At 63.2% G+C, this 19,419-nt stretch carries 17 protein-coding genes; 10 read left to right on the top strand and 7 right to left on the bottom strand.

Annotated elements, in window-relative coordinates:
• Positions 1–47 precede the first annotated feature (47 nt).
• Complete coding sequence (locus QF036_RS13065; RefSeq protein ID WP_307102450.1) at positions 48–971, bottom strand: ABC transporter substrate-binding protein; 924 nt, start codon at positions 969–971, stop codon at positions 48–50.
• Between the two features lie 442 nt (positions 972–1,413).
• Between QF036_RS13065 and QF036_RS13070 the strand changes: the two genes are divergently transcribed.
• From QF036_RS13070 to QF036_RS13100, 7 genes are all read left to right on the top strand, one after another.
• The gene (locus QF036_RS13070; RefSeq protein WP_307102451.1) at positions 1,414–2,088 is read left to right on the top strand and encodes a haloacid dehalogenase type II; all 675 of its coding nucleotides are present in this window, start codon (positions 1,414–1,416) and stop codon (positions 2,086–2,088) included.
• 27 nt (positions 2,089–2,115) lie between these two features.
• Complete coding sequence (locus tag QF036_RS13075) at positions 2,116–3,393, top strand: NAD(P)/FAD-dependent oxidoreductase (RefSeq protein WP_307102453.1); 1,278 nt, start codon at positions 2,116–2,118, stop codon at positions 3,391–3,393.
• Between the two features lie 12 nt (positions 3,394–3,405).
• The gene (locus QF036_RS13080; protein WP_307102455.1) at positions 3,406–4,947 is read left to right on the top strand and encodes an aldehyde dehydrogenase family protein; all 1,542 of its coding nucleotides are present in this window, start codon (positions 3,406–3,408) and stop codon (positions 4,945–4,947) included.
• Positions 4,944–6,041, top strand: coding sequence for a tartrate dehydrogenase (locus QF036_RS13085; RefSeq protein WP_307102457.1), 1,098 nt, complete (start codon positions 4,944–4,946; stop codon positions 6,039–6,041). The genes QF036_RS13080 and QF036_RS13085 overlap by 4 nt, the downstream gene beginning before the upstream one ends.
• Entirely contained in the window at positions 6,038–7,036 is a 999-nt protein-coding gene (locus QF036_RS13090; protein WP_307102459.1) for a D-2-hydroxyacid dehydrogenase, read from the top strand. Before QF036_RS13085 ends, QF036_RS13090 begins: the two co-directional genes overlap by 4 nt.
• A gap of 98 nt (positions 7,037–7,134) precedes the next feature.
• Positions 7,135–8,565 carry an aspartate ammonia-lyase gene (gene aspA, locus QF036_RS13095; RefSeq protein ID WP_373460296.1) on the top strand — a complete coding sequence of 477 codons (1,431 nt, stop codon included), beginning with the start codon at positions 7,135–7,137 and terminating at the stop codon, positions 8,563–8,565.
• Between the two features lie 9 nt (positions 8,566–8,574).
• Positions 8,575–9,618 (top strand): NAD(P)-dependent alcohol dehydrogenase, encoded by a 1,044-nt coding sequence (locus tag QF036_RS13100; RefSeq protein WP_307102463.1) that lies wholly within the window; start codon positions 8,575–8,577, stop codon positions 9,616–9,618.
• Positions 9,619–9,675: 57 nt separating this feature from the next.
• Here the strand turns inward: QF036_RS13100 and QF036_RS13105 are convergent, their stop codons facing one another.
• Positions 9,676–10,545: an SMP-30/gluconolactonase/LRE family protein gene (locus tag QF036_RS13105; RefSeq protein ID WP_307102465.1), complete on the bottom strand. Its 870-nt coding sequence runs from the start codon at positions 10,543–10,545 to the stop codon at positions 9,676–9,678.
• A 289-nt stretch (positions 10,546–10,834) separates the two neighbouring features.
• Between QF036_RS13105 and QF036_RS13110 the strand changes: the two genes are divergently transcribed.
• Positions 10,835–12,115, top strand: a complete 1,281-nt coding sequence (locus QF036_RS13110) for a flavin-containing monooxygenase (protein ID WP_307102466.1) — start codon at positions 10,835–10,837, stop codon at positions 12,113–12,115.
• Positions 12,116–12,336: 221 nt separating this feature from the next.
• Here the strand turns inward: QF036_RS13110 and QF036_RS13115 are convergent, their stop codons facing one another.
• The 4 genes from QF036_RS13115 to QF036_RS13130 are packed head-to-tail and all read right to left on the bottom strand — an operon-like array spanning position 12,337 to position 16,045.
• Complete coding sequence (locus QF036_RS13115) at positions 12,337–13,755, bottom strand: aspartate ammonia-lyase (RefSeq protein WP_307102468.1); 1,419 nt, start codon at positions 13,753–13,755, stop codon at positions 12,337–12,339.
• A 43-nt stretch (positions 13,756–13,798) separates the two neighbouring features.
• Positions 13,799–14,965 carry a M20 family metallopeptidase gene (locus QF036_RS13120; protein WP_307102470.1) on the bottom strand — a complete coding sequence of 389 codons (1,167 nt, stop codon included), beginning with the start codon at positions 14,963–14,965 and terminating at the stop codon, positions 13,799–13,801.
• Positions 14,955–15,626 carry a DUF1028 domain-containing protein gene (locus tag QF036_RS13125; RefSeq protein ID WP_307102471.1) on the bottom strand — a complete coding sequence of 224 codons (672 nt, stop codon included), beginning with the start codon at positions 15,624–15,626 and terminating at the stop codon, positions 14,955–14,957. The genes QF036_RS13120 and QF036_RS13125 overlap by 11 nt, the downstream gene beginning before the upstream one ends.
• On the bottom strand, positions 15,623–16,045 hold the full coding sequence (locus QF036_RS13130) for a RidA family protein (protein ID WP_307102473.1): 423 nt from the start codon (positions 16,043–16,045) through the stop codon (positions 15,623–15,625). The genes QF036_RS13125 and QF036_RS13130 overlap by 4 nt, the downstream gene beginning before the upstream one ends.
• A gap of 134 nt (positions 16,046–16,179) precedes the next feature.
• Here QF036_RS13130 and QF036_RS13135 point away from each other — a divergent pair, with 134 nt between their 5' ends.
• The gene (locus tag QF036_RS13135; RefSeq protein WP_307102475.1) at positions 16,180–17,094 is read left to right on the top strand and encodes a LysR substrate-binding domain-containing protein; all 915 of its coding nucleotides are present in this window, start codon (positions 16,180–16,182) and stop codon (positions 17,092–17,094) included.
• 213 nt (positions 17,095–17,307) lie between these two features.
• A complete protein-coding gene (locus QF036_RS13140; RefSeq protein ID WP_307102477.1) occupies positions 17,308–18,669 on the top strand; it encodes an MFS transporter in 1,362 nt (453 codons plus the stop codon).
• 69 nt (positions 18,670–18,738) lie between these two features.
• Here the strand turns inward: QF036_RS13140 and QF036_RS13145 are convergent, their stop codons facing one another.
• On the bottom strand, positions 18,739–19,347 hold the full coding sequence (locus QF036_RS13145) for a TetR/AcrR family transcriptional regulator (protein ID WP_307102479.1): 609 nt from the start codon (positions 19,345–19,347) through the stop codon (positions 18,739–18,741).
• Positions 19,348–19,419 lie beyond the last annotated feature (72 nt).

Genomic DNA, 19,419 nt, shown 5'->3' on the forward strand with positions numbered 1-19,419 from the left:
GTTGATCTGCTTCCTTTGTCAATAGCTGTGACCATGACGGACTCCCGCTAGTTCAGCTTGGCGTCGGTGATGGCCCCGGACTCCAGGCCCCAGTTCTGCAGGGACTTCTTGTACTCCGGGCTCTTAAGCACGGACTGGAGCGCTGCCTGCATGGCCGGGGTCAGCGGCGAGCCTTTCTTCAGGCCGATGGCGGTCAGGTCGCTGTTGCCGACGTTGACCTGGCCGATGATGGTGAAGGAGCCCGGCTGCTGCTTCTGGGCCCACGCGAGGGAGGTGGTGTCGTAAAGGACGCCGTCGATCCGCTTGGAGTGCAGCTGGGTCAGGGCCTCCTGGACGTTGGGCAGCGTCACGGCGTTGATCGCCGGCTGTCCCTTGGAGGTGCAGGTCTGCTCGCTCAGGGCCGGGAGGCGCTTGAGCTGGCCGGTCGAGCCCTGGGTGACAGCGATGTTCTTCCCGCACAGGGTCTCAACGGTGAGGTTCAGCGGGTTCCCGGCGGCTGCGGCCACGGAGTTGCCGGCCTTGAAGTAGTCGACCATGTCCAGGACCTTGAGCCGCTCTTCGGTCTTGGACATGGTTGTAGCGGTGAAGTCAAAGCGGCCGCCGTCCAGGCCGGGCACGATCGTGTCGAACTTCGTGTCCACGAACTTCAGCTTCAGATCAAGCTTCTTCGCAAGGAGCCGGGCAATGTCCGGGTTCAGGCCGATCGGGGTCTGGTTGTCCTCCGCGAGGAAGGTCGTCGGCGGGTAATGCAGGTCCATCGCGACGGTGAGCTCGCCCTTATCCTTGGCGGACTGCGGCAAAAGCTTGACCGCGGCCTCATCAGGCTTGATGCCCTCCGAGATGTCCGAAGTGTTCGAGGTCTTAGAGCTGTCCGCGGCAGTATCGCTGGCAGCAGTGCCTCCACAGGCGCTCAATGACAACAGGACGGCAAGGCCTGCGGCCGCTGTCTGTACTTTGCTGATGGTCTTCATGGTGCTTCCCTTCGAATGGTTTCAGCTGAACTGGATCGGCTGAAACGGGTGCAGTCTTACCTGGACCCTTCGCTCGTCTTGCCGTGCTGCCGGAAGAGGCGAAGGTGGTGCTTGGTGATTTTGGTGCGTGGTGCTTGGTGCGTGGTGCTTTGTGCTTCATGCGGTTTGTGACCCGGATCTCGTTCCGCATCCAACAGCAATGGAACGCGCTCGATCGCTGATTGTCAACAATTGACGATAAATAAAAACTGCTGATTTTCTGTTCGGTCCTGTTGAGAAGGAATCTCAGTAGAAACTGTTGACAATTGACAATTTTCGCGCCTACAGTCGAGAGCAACGGGCTGAAGACTCTTCCAGCCTGGAAGAAACCAGCAGCTCGGACCACATAGCGGATGGCCAGCAGCCCGGGCCACGCATAGAATTTCTAATGGACGGACGAATCATGGCAGAGACCAATTTCCGGCCGAAGTACATCTCTTTCGATGTCTACGGCACGCTCATCAACTTCGACATAGACCCGACCACGCGTCGCTTGCTGGATGGCCGCATCTCTGAAGAGCAGTGGCCTACCTTCAAGAAGCAGTTCCGCGGGTACCGGTTCGACGAGGTCCTTGGCGACTTCAAGCCTTACGAGCAGATCCTTCAGGATTCCTTTGACCGCGTGTGCAAGCGCTGGGGCATTGGACCGACCGAAGGCGCCGGTGCAGCGTTCGCTGAGGCTGTGCGCGGCTGGGTTGCCCACGAGGACGTGCCGGCTCCGCTGAAACTCATGGGCGATAACTACAAGCTGGTGGCTCTGTCCAACGCCGACGACAGCTTCCTGGACATCAGCATTCCCAAGCTCGGCGCCAACTTCCACGCCGTGCTTACTGCTGAGCAGGCCCAGGCCTACAAGCCCCGCTACCAGGCCTTCGAGTACATGCTCGATACCCTGAACGCCAAGCCTGAGGACTTCCTGCACATCTCCTCGCACACACGCTACGACATGCATCCGATGCACGACATGGGCTTCCGGAACCTCTGGATGCTGGACCGTGGCTATGACCCCATTGGCCCGGGCTACGACCTCAACATTGCTAAGTCCCTGGACGAGATCAACAAGCACCTCGGTCTCTAAACCGACTTCGAGGCGAAAGGTCAAACCGTGAAACTCATTCCTTACTGGCTGGACACAGCCGAAGCATCCGGAGACTACCGGCAGACTCCGGTACCCGAGAATGTCGATGTGGCAATCATCGGCGCCGGATTTACGGGGCTGTCCGCCGCCCTGGAATTTGCCAAGCAAGGCGCTAGCGTTGCCGTTTTCGAACGCCACACCGTGGGGTGGGGCGCGTCGGGCCGCAACGGGGGAATGGCGACGACCGGGTTGGCCATCAGCTTCAGCACCGCGGTCAAGCGCTACGGCGCGACGCGCGCCGTAGAGATGTTCCAGGAATACAACGACGCCATCGACACCATCGAGAAGCTCGTCCGTGACAATGGCATCGACTGCGACTACAACCGCTTTGGAAAGCTGTCGCTGGCCTTCCACAAGTCCCACTATGAGGGCTTCCTGAAGTCGCAGGAGAAGTTGGCCACCCTGGCCAACCACCATGTCACCGTGATCCCCAAGTCCGAGATCCACAGTGAAATCGGCACGGACTTCTACCAGGGCGCGATGATGGATCCGCTCGGGGCCGGTCTTCACGTGGGCAAGTTCGTTCATGGCCTGGCCGGAGTTGCTGTTGCCGCCGGAGCCGATATTTGCGAGAACGCTGCGGTGACCGAGTTGAAGAAGGTCTCAGGCACCGTGCACGACGTGCACACCACCCGGGGCATCACCCGGGCCAAGCAGGTCTTGGTCGCTACCAGCGGCTACACCGGCGGGATCACCCCATGGCTGCAGCGCCGCGTGATCCCGGTGGGCAGCTTCATCATTGTCACTGACCCGCTGCCCGAAGACGTGGTCAACCGCATCCTGCCCCACAGGCGGCAGGCCTCGGACAGCAAGATGCTGACCTACTACTTCCGGATCACCCCGGACAACAGGCTCCTCTTCGGCGGGCGCGCCCGCTTTGCGCTGTCCAGCCCGGACTCGGACGTGAAGAGTGCCGAGATCCTGCGCAAGGCCATGCTCGAACTTTTCCCCTACCTTTCCAATGCGAAGGTGGACTACATCTGGGGCGGACTGGTGGACCTCTCCATGGACCAGATGGTCCACGCAGGTGTCCACGACGGGCTCTTCTACTCGCTCTGCTACAGCGGACACGGGGTACAGATGGCAGCCCACATGGGCAAGAGGATGGCCCACTACATGGCCGGGGACAAGAGCGCCAACGTGTGGGAGGACCTGAAAAACCCGCCCGTGCCGGGCCATTTCGGCCCGCCCTGGTTCCTGCCGTTCATCGGCGCAGCCGCCAAGATCATCGACCGGGTCAAGTAGGCAAGGGTTAACATGACGCTATCCGCACCCCTCGCTGACGCGCGCCCGGAAACAGGGTACAGCCGGGCAGAAATCGCTAACCTTCCCGGCGGTGCCTTCTTCGAAGGCCAATGGCAGACCGCCGACATGATCCTGGAAATCCGGGACCCTGAAGACGGCATTCTGCTCGGCCGGGTCTGCTCCTCTTCGCCCCAGGACGTCCGTCGGGCAGTCGCCCACATCCACCGCCACCTACAGGGTGCAGAGTGGCCTCTGCGGTCCCGCAGACAGGCGTTGGAGACCGCAGCGCAGCTTCTCGCCGATCAATCCGGGCGATTCGCCAGGATCATCGCGGCGGAGAGCAGCAAAACCATCATCGAGGCGGAACGTGAGGTGCGGCGCTGCATTGAAACCCTGCGCCTTTCAGCTGCCGCCTCCGGAGAACTCACAGGGGAGACGCTGGGCTTCGAGGACAGCATGGCCGGTGCGGGCAAGATCGGCTGGTACAGCCGGAAGCCGGTGGGGATTGTTGCCGCGATTACTCCGTTCAACGATCCGCTGAACCTGGTGGCGCACAAGCTGGGCCCGGCCCTCATCGGCGGCAACGGCGTCGTGCTTAAGCCTTCCGGCCGTACCCCGCTGACCGGTCTGGCGTTTGTCCAGTTGCTGCTCGACGCGGGTGTCCCGTCGGGACGCATCGCCGCGATCGTCTCCGGGCCCGGCGTTTCCGAAGCGCTGGTGGGCGATGACCAGGTCGATCTGATTTCCTTCACCGGCGGTCCCCAGACTGCGGACCGCATCGCGGCGACAGCCGGAGCCAAAAAAATCCTCTCTGAACTCGGCGGCAACAATGCAACGATCGTCTGTTCCGACGCGGATGCAGTCCAGGCATCTGATGCCATCGTGGCCGGGGCGTTTGGTGTTGCCGGGCAAAACTGCCTGTCGGTCCAGCGCGTCTACGTGCACATCTCGCTGTTCGAGGAAGTACTCGAGCGGGTAACCCGCGGCACAAAGGCACTCAGAACCGGGCCGAAACTCGACCGCAGCACTGATGTTGGCCCGCTCATATCCGAGGCTGAAGCCAGGCGGGTCCAGGAATGGGTCGAAGAGGCCCAGGCCGCCGGGGCACGCATCCACGCCGGAGGGAAGCGCCGGAACGCCTACTATGAGCCGACCGTCCTGACCGATGTGCCGGCGGAGTGCCGGGTGATCCGTGAGGAAGTGTTCGGTCCGGTCGTCAGCATCATGCCCTTCATCAGCATCGCAGACGCCGTACATGCCGCCAACAGCTCCGACTACGGACTGCAGGCCGGCGTCTTTACACAGTCCATTGACCGGGCGCTGGCCATCGCGGAGAAGCTGCACGTGGGCGCCGTGGTGATCAACGAGACCAGCGATGTCCGCATCGATTCCATGCCCTTCGGCGGCTTCAAGAAGTCCGGTGTGGGGCGGGAAGGCGTCAGGTATGCCGTCCACGAGATGACGGAGCCCAAAAGCACCATAGTCAACCTCGGAGGATCGGGCGCCCGCTGGCAGCAGCTGCCGGGTGGCCTGCCGGAACGGAAGATATCATGAGCACCCACAAAATCGCTGTTATCCCCGGCGACGGCATCGGCAATGAAGTAGTGCCCGCGGCCATCGATTGCCTTGAGCGCATTGCGGAACTTCACTCCCTGGATCTGGAGTTCACGTACTTCGACTGGGGATCCGAATACTATGCCCGCCACGGCCGGATGATGGCCGAGGACGGGCTGGAGCAGCTCGCCAAGCACCACGCCATTTTCCTGGGCGCGGTAGGTTCGCCGGACGTTCCGGACACTGAATCGCTGTGGGGGCTGCTGATCCCGATCCGGCGCGAGTTCCAGCAGTACATCAACCTGCGTCCCGTGAAAACGCTCGACGGCGTTGCGTCACCGCTTGCGGCCAAGCATCCGATCGATCTCCTCATCGTCCGGGAGAACAACGAAGGGGAATATTCGGAGGTCGGCGGCCGCATGTACCGTGGGCTGCCTGAGGAAAGTGCCATGCAGACCACCGTCTTCACGCGTCTGGGCGTGCTGCGGGCGGCGCACTATGCGGCACAGTTGGCCGCGTCCAGGCGCGGGCAACTCACCTCGGCCACCAAGAGCAACGGCATCGTGCACACCATGCCGTTTTGGGACGAGGTCGTTGCCGAAACGGTTCGCGAGTACCCGGATGTGAAGCTCACCAGCGAGCTGGTGGATGCTTTGGCGGCGCACTTGGTCCTGAAGCCCTGGACGCTGGATGTCATTGTGGCATCCAACCTGTTCGGCGACATCCTCTCGGACCTGGGCAGTGCAGCGACCGGTTCCATCGGCCTTGCACCGAGCGCCAACCTGAACCCGGAGGGGGACCACCCGTCCCTCTTCGAGCCGGTCCATGGTTCGGCTCCGGATATTGCCGGGAAGGGCCTGGCAAACCCGGTGGGGCAGATCTGGTCGGGGGCGATGATGCTGGAGCACCTCGGCCATCCCGAGGCCGCCGCCCACCTGCAGGCCGCGTTCGAATCGGCGCTGCGGGACGGCTTCGGCACCCGGGACGTTGGCGGAACCTCGTCGACGTCGGAGTTCACGGCTGCGGTGCTGGCCGCCGGTGATTCGCTTGCCGCAGTCTACGCGGACAGCGCGGCCGCAACGCCAGCGGGATGACCGCCCCGGAGTGCAAGCGTCCCGTCGTGGCCGCCCTTTACCGGGAGGCGCTGCCGCCCCGCCTGGCCGAGGTCGAGGAGCTCGCGGAGGTCCGGCTGACCAAGGCCGGGGGTCTTGCGGAGGCTCTGGACGGAGCTGACGTGCTGTATCAGTGGCACTCGTTTTCCCCGGCTTTGCGGGAGAACTGGGGCGCCGCCTCGTCCCTGCAATGGGTCCATGTCACGGCGGCGGGGGTCAGCCAACTGATGTTTGACGAGCTGATTCGCAGCGACGTCACTTACACGAATTCCCGCGGTGTGCTGAGCCGGGCGATCGCGGAGTTCGCCCTCGGTTTTGTGCTGGATATGGCCAAGGATGCCCAGGGTTCGTTCCGGCTGCAGCAGCAGCAACGCTGGCAGCACCGGGTCACCCGCAAGATCTACGGGCAGCGCGCTTTGGTGGTGGGCACCGGGTCGATCGGCCGGGAGATCGCCCGGCTCTTCCGCGCCGTCGGCATGGACGTCGACGGCGCGGGCCGGACTGGCCGTTCCGGGGACGTGGACTTCGGCCGCATCCACTCGTCGGCGGACCTCGCCGGGATCGTCCACGGCTACGACGTTGTGGTACTCGCAGCACCGCTGACCGCTGAGACCAGTGGATTGGTCGACGCAGACGTCCTCGCCGCCATGAAGCCGTCCGCGTATCTGATCAACGTGGGCCGCGGGCCCCTGGTGGATACCGCGGTACTGACCGAAGCGCTGGCCTCGGGAGCGATTGCGGGGGCCGCCCTTGATGTGGTGCACCCCGAGCCGCTGCCAGAAGGCCACGCCCTGTGGGCTATGGAGAACGTCATCATCACACCCCATATGAGCGGTGACACGGACGACTATCTCGATGACCTCGGCAAGCTGTTCGTGGACAACCTGAAACGGTACTGCAGCGGCGAGCCCCTGGAGAACGTCGTGGACAAGGCCCTCGGGTTCGTCCCGGCTCCTGAGCCTTCCTTAGCCAACTAAACCCATCGATTGCTCCGTAAGTGCCGCTTCGAATGTTCAAAAGGGCGCTTGCGGAGCAGCCGGCACAAGGACTAGACGTGATAGACAAATGCACCCTGTTGGAAGCACCGGATAGCAGAACCGAGACTGACTTCATGGGCCCCCGGGAACTCCCTGCGGCCGCCTACTGGGGCATCCAGACCCTGCGCGCAGTGGAGAACTTCCCGATCACGGGCACAGCAATCTCAGCGTATCCTCAGCTGGTCCGGGCCCTGGCCCAAGTCAAGCATGCGGCCGTGCTGGCCAACTTTGACCTGGGCCTGATTGATGAATCCAAAAAGGAGGCCATTGTGCGGGCCTGCCGGGACATCGAAGATGGCCGTCTGCACGGCCAGTTTGTGGTGGATGTCATCCAGGGCGGAGCCGGAACCTCAACCAACATGAATGCCAACGAGGTTATCGCGAACCGTGCGCTGGAACATTTGGGGCTCGCCAAGGGCGAGTACTCCATGATCCACCCCAACGGGGACGTGAACATGGGGCAGTCGACCAACGACGTGTACCCCACGGCGATCAAGATCGCCACGATACAGGGGGCCAGCGAGCTGTTGGCCGCAATGGCGCATCTTTACGAAGCGTTTGCGCGCAAAGCAGTGGAGTTCGATGATGTGGTGAAAGTCGGCCGGACCCAGTTGCAGGACGCTGTGCCGATGACCCTTGGCCAGGAGTTCAGCACCTACGCGGTGATGGTTGACGAGGACGCACGGCGGCTCCGCGAGGCCTTGGTACACCTGCACGAGATCAATCTCGGCGCGACTGCCATCGGTACCGGCATCAACACTCATCCACGTTACGCCGTCGAAGCCTGCGCACACTTGCAGGGCATCACCGGGCTTCCAGTTGTGACAGCTGGCAACCTCGTGGAAGCAACCCAAGACTGCGGCGTATTCGTGCTGTTCTCCGGGATGCTCAAACGGGTCGCAGTGAAGCTGTCGAAGATCTGTAACGACCTGCGGCTATTGTCCTCCGGACCCCGTGCAGGCTTCGCTGAAATCAATCTTCCCCCGCGGCAGGCTGGCTCGAGCATCATGCCCGGGAAGGTCAATCCCGTCATTCCCGAAGTGGTGAACCAGGTGGCGTTTGAGGTCATAGGCAATGACCTGACCATCACCATGGCTGCAGAAGCCGGCCAGCTGCAGCTGAATGCGTTTGAGCCGATCATCGCCCGCTCCCTGTTCGACAGCTTGGCCCACCTCACCGCGGCATGCACAACGCTGGCAGAGCACTGCGTCGACGGGATCACCGCCAACAAGGAATATCTCCGCTCCCAGGTCGAAGCGAGCATCGGCGTCGTGACGATCCTCAACCCCCTCATCGGTTACGACGCGGCCACCTCCATCGCCCGGCAGGCGCTCTCAACGGGCCGCAGTGTCACCTCCCTCGTTCTGGAACGCGGGCTGCTCAGTGCCGACGAGCTCGAGCAGATCCTCCGCCCTGAGCACCTGGCAAACCCGCAAGCCCCCACCGCGCCCGTCCCGTCCAGCAATTAAGGAGGCATCATGCCCACCCTTGCCAAAGCCTTTGTCGCGACTTCGCCCACCACCCCCTTGGAACCCGGCAGCGTTGAACGCCGTGAGCCCGGTGAGTTCGACGTGCAGATCGCCATCAAATTCACAGGGATCTGCCATTCCGATATCCACACGGCACGTGGCGATTGGGCGAGCGTGAAATACCCGGTGGTCGTTGGGCACGAGATTGCCGGCGTCGTCGAAGTGGTCGGACCCAAGGTGACGCGCTATGCAGCGGGAGACCGCGTTGGCGTGGGCTGCTTCGTGGATTCCTGCCGTGACTGTGCCAACTGCCGTGCCGGCGAGGAACAGCACTGCCTCCGGGGATCCGTCAGCACCTACAACTCGGTGGGCCGGGACGGCCTGCCGACCGCAGGTGGCTACAGCACCAGCATCGTCGTGGACGAGAACTACGTGCTCCGGATTCCTGACGGCATTCCGCTTGAGGCCGCCGCACCCCTGCTGTGCGCCGGCATCACCATGTACTCGCCCCTGCGGAACTGGAACGCCGGGCCTGGGAAGCGCGTAGCCATCATTGGCATGGGCGGGCTGGGCCACATGGGCGTCAAGATCGCGGCTGCCCTGGGCGCTGAGGTCACAGTGCTCAGCCAGTCGCTCAAAAAGCAGGAGGACGCGCTCCGCCTGGGGGCGCAGCATTACTACGCCACGTCCGATCACACAACGTTCGACGTCCTGGCGGGTCACTTTGACCTGATCATCAACACGGTTTCCGCTGATATCGACGTCGACGATTACCTTTCGCTGCTGGCCTTGGACGGCACGATGGTTCTCGTGGGGCTACCTGCGAAGCCGCTTAATCAACGGGCCTGGTCACTGGTCAGCTTCCGGCGCAACCTCGCCGGATCCAAGATGGGCGGTATACGGCAGACGCAGGAAATGCTGAACTTCTGCGCAGCCCGCGGTGTCGGGGCAGAGGTCGAGGTCATTGCAGCGAGCAAAATCAACGACGCCTTCGACCGGGTTATCGCCAGTGATGTGCGCTACCGCTTTGTGATCGACGCAGGCACCTTCTAGAAGCTTTCAAAGCAAAGACGGAACGGCGTTCCCTTTGCCCGCTGAAGGTCCACTCGGCTATTGGGCAGCGTCCCGTGTGGTGGTGCGAACCCGATAGAGGCTGGTGGTTGCCGTTATGAAGAGATCGTGGCCATCCGGGCCGCCGAAGCACAGGTTCGACACCCTCTCTGGCAGGGGCAGGGTGGCAAGAAGCTCGGCGGACGGGGAGTAGACCTGCACCGAAGGCCCTGCCGAGGTCCAGATCCTGCCTTCTACATCCACCCGAAGGCCGTCGGCCGGGTGATTGTCGTCGAACGCGATGAAGGTGCCGGTAGCAGTGCAGGTGCCGTCGCTTACGTCGTACGCGGCAATTCTCAGCGGCACGCCGTGACTGGGACCAGCGGTGTCCGCCACGTACAGCACCGACTCGTCGGGTGAAAAGGCAAGTCCGTTCGGGTGGATCAAGTCTTTGATCGCGTCAGTGAGCGTGTCGGTTGCTGGCTCGTAGCGGAAAACGTAGCAACCGGCGTATTCCTGCTCGCCCTCGTGCCCCTCCACGGTGCCGGGCAGGATCCCGTAGGGCGGGTCGGTGAACCAGATCGTCCCGTCCCGGGCGATCACCACGTCATTGGGCGAGTTCAGCCGTCTGCTCCCGAAGGAATCGACCAGAGCGGTTACAGTCCCTTCGCGATCGCGCTCAATCCGGCGCTGTCCGTGACTGCACTGCACAACGCTGCCATCGGCGTCCAGGGTCCGGCCATTGGTGAACTCGACTCCCGTGGCGTACTCGCGGGTCATTCCCGTGGCAGGGTAGAACTCGAGTATGCGGTCGTTCGGTATGTCGCTCCAGCGCACGGCCTGGGATGAGGGCACCCACACCGGGCCTTCGGCCCACACGGTGCCGTTGAAGAGCCGCTCCACTCGGCCAGTCATCAGTTCTGGACCCATAGAATTTCCTCCTTTGATCCACCTAGTATTCCCGCCTGTCGCGGCGGAGCCTGCCACGGCACGCGCGCCTGCCGGTTTCAGCCGAGCATAAGAATTTCAGATGCGATTGCCCTGTTTTATGAGCTATGCAGATGCACTTGCCGCAAGTGAAGATGGATCAACCGTCACTTATGAGGGCCGCAGCAGCCGCGATTCCAGCCGGAATTCCCAAAGACGGGATCGGCAGCGCGCGACGTTCAATGTGCGTGGCGGAACGCTGTGGCAACTTTGCTGAAAATAGGAGATCCACATGATTAGCCAAGAGGTTGAGGTCCTCGTCGTAGGCGCAGGTCAAGCCGGGGTTGCGATGAGTGAGCATCTGAGCGAACGCGGGATATCGCATCTGGTCCTGGAGCGGCACCGTATCGCCGAGCGCTGGCGCACCATGCGGTGGGACTCCTTGGTGGCGAACGGGCCAGCCTGGCATGACCGCTTTCCGGGCTTGGCATTCACCGACATTGAGCCGGGGTCGTTCCCGTCAAAGGAGCAGGTAGCGGATTACTTCGTTGCCTATGCAGAGAAGATCGGTGCACCGATCCGCTGTGGCGTGGAGGTGACGTCCGTGCGCAGGAAAGTCGGCGCCCCCGGATTCCATGTGCAGACATCGGACGGGGACTTCGACGCACGCTACGTCGTGGCAGCAACGGGGCCGTTCCAGCGGCCGGTGATTCCCGCCGTCGTTCCCGAAACTGCCGACCTCGTGCAGATCCACTCCAGCTCTTACCGGAACCCGGCCCAGCTTCCGGAAGGCGCCGTTCTCGTCGTCGGTGCCGGTTCTTCGGGCGTGCAGATTGCCGCCGAAATCCAGCGCTCGGGCCGGCAGGTCTTCCTCTCGGTCGGTCCGCACGACCGTCCCCCGCGGAGCTACCGCGGACGCGACTTTTGCTGGTGGCTCGGGGTGCTCGGCATGTGGGACGCTTCCACCCCTGCGGCGGGCGCGGAGCACGTCACGATCGCTGTGAGCGGTGCAGACGGCGGCCATACTGTCGACTTCCGTGCCCTCGCCGAGAGCGGCATCAAGCTGGTCGGTCGAACGGAAGCGTTCGAGGAGGACGGAACCATGCACTTTGCCGGGGATCTTCGTACCAACATCACGAACGGCGACGCTCACTATCTGGGGCTCCTCGACGAAGCTGACGCCTACGTCGAGCGCAACGGCCTTGATCTCCCTGAGGAGCCTGAAGCCCGCACCCTGGGGCCAGATCCGGACTGCGTCACGGACCCGATCCTCGAGCTCGACCTCGCTGGCTCAGGTGTTGCATCGATTGTGTGGGCCACTGGCTTCGCCGTCGACTACAGCTGGTTGCAAGTGGACGCGTTCGATGAAAAGGGCAGGCCGCGGCAGCAACGCGGAGTCTCCACCGAGCCTGGCGTCTACTTCCTCGGGCTGCCGTGGCAGTCACGCCGCGGCTCCAGCTTCATCTGGGGCGTTTGGCACGACGCCAGGTACGTCGCTGACCAGATCGCCATCCAGCGGAGCTACCTGGCCCACAACGATCGGCACGCGCTGGTTTCGAGCGGGGCCGTCTGACGCCACGGGCACAGGGGGAGCGAACACAAGCAACAGCGAAAGGGACCATGCCACGGAGGCATGGTCCCTTTCGCTGTTGCTCTTGCTGCTGCTCCCTGCGGGGGATACCGGCGGGAAAGGACCCCACCGTAGGGGAGTCGAGCAAGAAGAAGCACACAGAAAGGGCCCGGTGCGTGGAACATGATCCACGCACCGGGCCCTTGGTAATGAGGTGCCCGACGTCAGCCCAACCCGGCCAAAGACCTCGGTGAAAGAGCATCCTCCATCTTCTGCTCGCTAAGCAGTCCACGCTCAATCACCAGGTCCGCAATGCCTCGATGGGAAGCCAGTGCCTCCTTGGCCAGCTCGGCCGCGGCAGCGTAGCCGATCAAGGGGGCAAGACCGGTGACGACACTTATCGAGTCGAGCATTCGCTGCTGCAGCACCTGCGTGTTCGCTGTGATGCCATCGACGCAGTGGGTCCGGAGCTGACGGCAAGCAACTCTGAGCCAGGCAATCGACTCAAGAAGCGAGTCAGCAATGACTGGCTCGAAAGCGTTGAGCTGAAGCTGGCCGGCCTCCGCGGCCATGGTCACCGTTGCGTCGGCGCCGATGACCCGGAAGGCAACCTGGTTGACCATCTCGGGGATGACCGGGTTGACCTTGCCGGGCATGATGGACGACCCCGCCTGCACGGCGGGCAGGAAGATCTCTGCGAATCCCGTCTGCGGGCCGGAGGAAAGCAGTCGAAGGTCGCTGCAGATCTTGGAGAGCTTCACTGCTGCCCTCTTCAGCACACCGGAGACGAGCAGGAAGACTCCGGTATCGCTGGTGGCCTCTACGAGGTTGGCCGCGGAGGTCTGCTGCAGGCCCGTGATCGAATTGAGCTCACGAATGACGGCTTCCCGGTATCCCGGGGGAGCCGTAATGCCGGTACCGATGGCGGTGGCCCCAAGGTTGGATTCCCGCAGATGCGGAAGGAGCTCGATGAGCCTGTGCCCGTCCTCGCGCAGGGTTTCGGCGAATGCCCCGAACTCCTGGCCCATGGACATGGGCACCGCATCCTGGAGTTGGGTGCGGCCTACTTTGATGATGCCGGCGAACTCCGCAGCTTTGGCATCGAATGCCCCTATGAGCCTGCTGTGCTCGGCACAGAACTCCGAGATTTCCCGCTGCAGTGCAATCTTGATCGCCGTAGGGTACACGTCGTTGGTGGACTGGCTACGGTTAACGTCATCAATGGGGTGCAGTGCAGCGTAGTCGCCCTTGCGGTGACCCATCAGTTCCAGGGCGCGATTGGCTATCACCTCATTGGCGTTCATATTTGTGCTTGTCCCCGCGCCACCCTGGATGGTGTCGACGACGAACTGGTCGTCGAAGAGCCCGTCCATGACCTCACGGGAGGCCCTTTGTATGGCGGCAGACTTGTCCGGTTCAAGAAGCCCGAGGCTTTCATTGGCACGGGCTGCTGCATACTTCACAGCACCGAGGCCCCACATCATGGAGCGCAGGGTGCCTATGGTCCGTCCGCTGACCGGGAAGTTGTCTACCGCCCGCAGGGTGCTGATGCCCCAATAGGCATCGGCCGGGACATCAGCGTCCCCGAGGCTGTCGTGCTCCCGCCGCGGTCCCGCAACGGAGGAGGGAAGTTGATCTGTCATGGTCCTGTTCCGTAGAAGTCCATAAGTGCAAAAACCCTGGCCACTACGCGGACAGGTAGTCCAGCGCAGTCAGCGCCAGAGCCGCAGCGCCGTCATGGATGGCAAGGTTGGCTGCCTCTCCAACGCAATGGGCGGCGAACTCGGGTTGGTGGTTGGCAGCAGGGAAGCAGCCGAGCCCGATATAGGGGTGGATGGCCGGAACCACTTGGGACACGTTTCCCATGTCGGTTGAGGCCCGGTTCATGGTCGCCTGCTCCGGCGGTGCGCTGAAGTCCCGGCCAAGTGATTCCGCATGCCTGACATACAGCTCCAGCGCCCGCAGGTCCGTACGGAACTCCGAGTACGGTTCCGATTCCGGGATTACTGACAGCTCGCAGCCGGACGCCAGCGCGCCGGCCTCGAAGCAGCGGTGGATCCGCTCTTCGAGCTTGCCCAGCTGGCCGAGTGATTCCGCACGGACGTACCAGCGGCCCTCGGTCTTTTCAGGTATTGCGTTGGGGGCTTCACCGCCGCGCGTTTGGATGCCGTGGACGCGGGTGCCGGCGGGCAGTTGCTGGCGGAGGAGACCCAAGGCGACCTGGGCGATGATGAAGGCGTCGTTGGCATTGACGCCTTGGTCGGGATATGCGGCAGCATGAGCTGACTTACCCCGGTATTCCACGTGGTTGTGGGCCACTGCGTAGGGACGGGCCTCGGCGGAGTCGACGGGGCTTGGATGCGCCATCATGGCCAGATCCAACCCAAGGAAGGCACCCTTCTTGAGCAGCTCGATCTTCCCGCCGCCGCCTTCCTCCGCCGGCGTTCCGTAGAGTTCCACGGTCAGGTCCCGCTCAGCGGCAAACTCTGTCAGCGCAACAGCGGCGCCGCATGAGGTGGCGGTAATGATGTTGTGGCCGCACGCGTGCCCGAGGCCGGGAAGTGCGTCGTACTCGGCCATGAGCCCGATGCGCCGTGCGCCGTTTCCGAAGACGGCCCGAATCGCGGTGGGGAAGCCCAAGTACTCCTTCTCCACCTTGAATCCGTGCGACGCCAGGTAGTCTGCGGTCCACCCTGCGGCGCGGTGTTCCTGCCAGCCGAGTTCCGGGTTGGCGTGAAGTGTTTCGGAAAGCCGGGTCAGGTCCGCGTGCTGGGCGGTGACGGCCGCCAGCACCCGGGTGCGCTGACCGGGCAGACCGGCCGGACTCGTCGCGGTAGCAGGTTCAGCGCTCATCGCCGGCCACTCCATAGCCAACGGATGACGCCGGGTCGAGCCCGCGGATCACATAGTCCTGCCGCTGCGGGAGCCAGACCTGCAGGAGTTGCTCGAGCTCCGTGATGGGGTCCTCATGCCAGTCCACCCGCAGGTCGGTGTCCCGCCACCCGTGGCCGGAGACCACGGAGAGGCCGGCCGAGCGCACCGGTCCGGCCTCACCGCCAGCTGCCTCGGCCGCACGAAGGGCGGCCATGAGCCGCACTTCCAGTTCCCCTGAGGTGGCTTCAAATGCGTCGCAGAGAGCCTGGGCAACGCCCTGATGCGCGAGCATGTTGCCGGCGGCAACACTGCTTGGACTGCGGCCCTCCCCGAACACGCCCAGGGTGTGTGCCCCGCTGAATACGGCGGACCCGCCTTTGGCGTCCAGGACCACCAGCTGCCGGTAGTCCACCGCAGGTGATTCCTGCACGACGGCGTCAACCGCCTCTTGTGCGGAATAGCCCGCTTGAAGCCGGTCAAGCAGGGCATAGCCCAGCCGGGGATCAGTGATGTTCTGGGAGCTGACTGCGCCGACGCCGTCACGCAGGTGCGCGCAGCGTGCGGCGACGGCGGGCGAGGACGAGGATACGGCGATGCCAAACCTGCCTTGCCCGTCTGTGGCAGCGATGCTGAAGGTCATGCCTGCCCCTCCGCCGAGAGCACTGCTGTGGCATCAATTTCCACGAGCCATTCCGGGCGCGCCAGTGCCTGGACAACGATTCCGGTTGATACCGGGAACACGCCCTTGAGCCATCGGCCCATGGTCCGGTAGACCGTTTCCCGGTAGCGCGGGTCGACGAGGTAGACGGTCACCTTGACGATGTCTTCCAGGCTGCTGCCGGCCTCCTTGAGCAACATGTCGATGTTGGCCATGGCCTTTTCCGTCTGGGCTTCGACGTCGCCGATACCAACAGATTCGCGCGTGTCCAGATCCTGTCCGATCTGGCCCCGAAGGTAGACCACGCCGTTGGCGACCACTGCTTGGCAGAGGTCGTTGTCCAGGTTCTGCTCGGGGTAGGTGTCTTTCGTATTAAAAGTGCGGATACGCTGGTGCTTCACGTGGCTGCTGCCTTTCAGTCCTGTTTCTAGCGGATGCTCGTATCCTTCAGCTTCCTGTGAGGGCCTGAATCTGTCCAACAGTTCTTTTAGAAGGATTGCATCGGTAATTCCGATCTAACGGGTATCCTCGTCCCATGGATGTGACACTCACCCAATTGCGCTATTTCGTGGAAGCGGCGGCACAGCTGTCCATGACAGGCGCGGCAGCACGGCTCAACGTGGCGCAGTCCGCCGTATCCGCTGCGATCGCCCAGCTGGAGCGCCATGTCGGAACGCAGTTCTTCATCAGGCAGCGCTCCAAAGGTCTGGTACTGACGCCCGCCGGCGAGCTCTTTGTTCGGGACGCCCAAGCGATCCTCGCGCAGGTTGAAGAAAGCATTGATCACGCCCGCGGAGAACACCAGAGCGTTGCCGGCCGCATCCGCATTGCGTGTTTCAGCACCCTTGCGCCGTTCCTGCTCCCTGGCGTCCTGACCAAGCTGCGGGAAGACCACCCCGCCCTTGAAACGGAAGTCATCGAGACCGATACCCTGGGGTGCATCAATGCGTTGCTCAGCGGGCAGGCAGATTTGGCACTGTGCTACGACCTTGACCTGCCGGACGTCATCGCCACATCCGTGGTGGATACGGTCAGGCCCTATGTGGCGCTTCCCCCGGACCACAAACTCGCCGGTGCGAAGAGTGTTGCATTGTCGTCGCTGAGCGGCGAGTCATTCGTGTTGCTGGATCTGCCGCACACCCGCGACCTCATGCTTTCAATCGCCCGTCTGGGGGGCCAGGAGCCGGACATCCGATTCCGCTCGGCCAGCTATGAAACCGTACGTACCTTCGTGGCCCGGGGGCTGGGCTATTCAATCCTTCACCAGCGGCCCCAGCACCAGCTGACCTACGACGGCGGCCAGCTGGCCGCCGTCGAAATCCGCGACGACGTGCCTGAACTGAAGACCGTCCTGGCCCACCTGAAGTCCCACCGCCCAACCGCGCGGGTCCGGGCGGTAGCCCAGGCCGTAAGGCATCAAATAGTTGAGGCGAGATCCGCACGCTCATAGCACCGCACAAGTGCATCTGATTAGCAGATGCAGTTCGCATGGAAAATCTATTCGACAGATTTTGGGATGCCATTCGACAATGGTTTATGCCAGCATTCAGGCGTGACCCAAGTCACGCGTTCTGGTGGCGCGGCTCTGCAGGTCGGTCAACGTCGACCACCGTGGGCTCGCTCTCCCCATCCCAGCATCGGATCTTTTCCTCCAGGAGGAACTGTGAACACCAATAAAATCGAGGGGCAGATCAGCCGGAAGGGCTTGCGCACCAGCGTTGCTGCCGGTTCCATCGGCGTCTTCGTCCACTGGTTTGAGTGGGCCATCTACGCCTATCTCGCCTCCACCATTGCCGTCGTCTTCTTCCCCCAGCAGGACAGCACAGCAGCGCTGCTTTCCGTCTTCGCGGTCTTCGCCATCAGCTTCGGCGTCCGCCCCTTGGGCGCCCTCGTCTTCGGAACACTGGGCGACAGGATCGGGCGTAAGAAGACACTGTCCATCGTCATCCTCTCCATGAGCGCGGCGACACTGGTGGTCGGGCTCCTGCCTACCTACGACGCGATCGGCCTGTGGGCGCCCGTCCTGCTCGTCGCAGCCCGTGTGGTGCAGGGGCTCGCCGCGGGCGGCGAATTCGGCAGCGCGGCGGCGTTCCTCGCAGAGTACTCGCCCAGGAAACACCGCGGATTCGGTGTCAGCTGGCTCGAGTTCGGCAGTCTCCTTGGCTTCCTGGCGGCGTCGCTGGTGGTCTTCGTCCTGACCAGCGTCATGGACGCCCAAACCATTGCCGACGGCGGCTGGCGGATTCCTTTCCTGATCGCAGTTCCTATGGGCATCATCGGCTTCTACATCCGTTCCAAGATCGAAGACACTCCCGAATTCCGCTCACTCGAGCAGCTCGACAACATCCCCCAGAGCCCGGTCAAGGAAGTGTTCACCCGGCACTGGAAGCAGCTCCTGCAGATGAGCGGCCTGGAAATCATGATGCACGTGACCTTCTACGTGGTCCTCGTTTACCTCCTGACCTACCAGGAAAAGGTCTTGGGCTTCGACGCCGGCACGGCCGCCCTGCTCTCCACCGCCGCATCCGTGGCTGGGCTCATCCTTGTACCGTTGGTGGGAGCGCTTTCTGACCGGATCGGCCGGAAGCCACTACTGATCGCGGCGGCCATTTCCCTGGTGGTGCTGGCATATCCGCTGTTCCTGATCATGCACTCCGGCACGTCCTGGGCGGGCATCGTCAGCACCATCGGCCTGGGCATCATTTTGGCCCTTATCCTCGGAGTCCATGCGGCAGCGGCAGCGGAACTTTTCCCCACCCGGACACGGCAGACCGGCCTCTCGGTTGCCTACAGCATCACCGCGGCCATCTTTGCCGGCACCGTGCCGTACGTCCTGACCTGGCTCATTGCCCAGACCGGCAACGAAATGATGCCTGCGTTCTACCTCATTCTCGTTGGTCTGATTGGGCTGGCTGCCGTACTGAGCATGAAGGAAAGCAACGGCAAGGACCTTCTGGGAGAAGAGGACATCCAAACGGCACCCCGCCACACCGCGCCGGCCGCCAACACGCCTATTCGTCACTGACACAACCAACAAGCAATCCGTAGCCCGGGGCTCAGAATCTGAACCCCGGGCTGCGGATTGTCCGGTGCCTCACGAGCCAGGCTGGCCGGAGGCGAGCCGTGCCAGTGCCCGCTCCACCAGATGACGCTGCCGCGAGCCTGTGACGGCATCCGGATCCAGCATGGCTGTCACGTGCAGGCCCATCATGATGTTCAGCAGCTCATCGGCGACGGCATCCGGATCGGCCAAAGGTTCGCATTCGCCGTCGTGCTCTGCCTGGGCGAGGAAGCCCATCACCAGGCCGCGCCAGTGCAGCAGTGCGTCCCGCCCGACGGCGCGCAGCGCGTCCTCCGTCTGCGCGCGTTGCCAGAAGGACACCGCCACGCGAGCTTCGACCACGGTGAGGGGATCCGCCGGAATGATCTCCAGGCAGAGGCTGCGCAGCGCCGAAAGACCCCGGCGGCCGGCAATGCCTGCGGCGATCCGTTCGTTGGTGCGCTCGCAGATCAGTTCGTACGAAGCCAGCAGCAGGGCGTCCTTGTTGGGGAAATAATGGGCCAGCACGCCCGGTGCCGCGTACCCGCATTCCCGCGCAATGTCCCGCATGCTGGCGTTCTCGATGCCCTGCCCCGCGATCAGCCGCCACGTGGTCTCGATGATGGAACGTCGCCGTTCCTGGTGATCGACCAAGCGGGGCATGCTGCTCCTTCGTTCGCGGCGGTTCATGGCTGGGACCGTGAGCACCCTACCACCGCGGGGACGCGCCAGCGC

Source organism: Arthrobacter globiformis, from assembly GCF_030817195.1.
In the GTDB taxonomy this organism is placed as follows: Bacteria; Actinomycetota; Actinomycetes; order Actinomycetales; family Micrococcaceae; genus Arthrobacter; species Arthrobacter globiformis_D.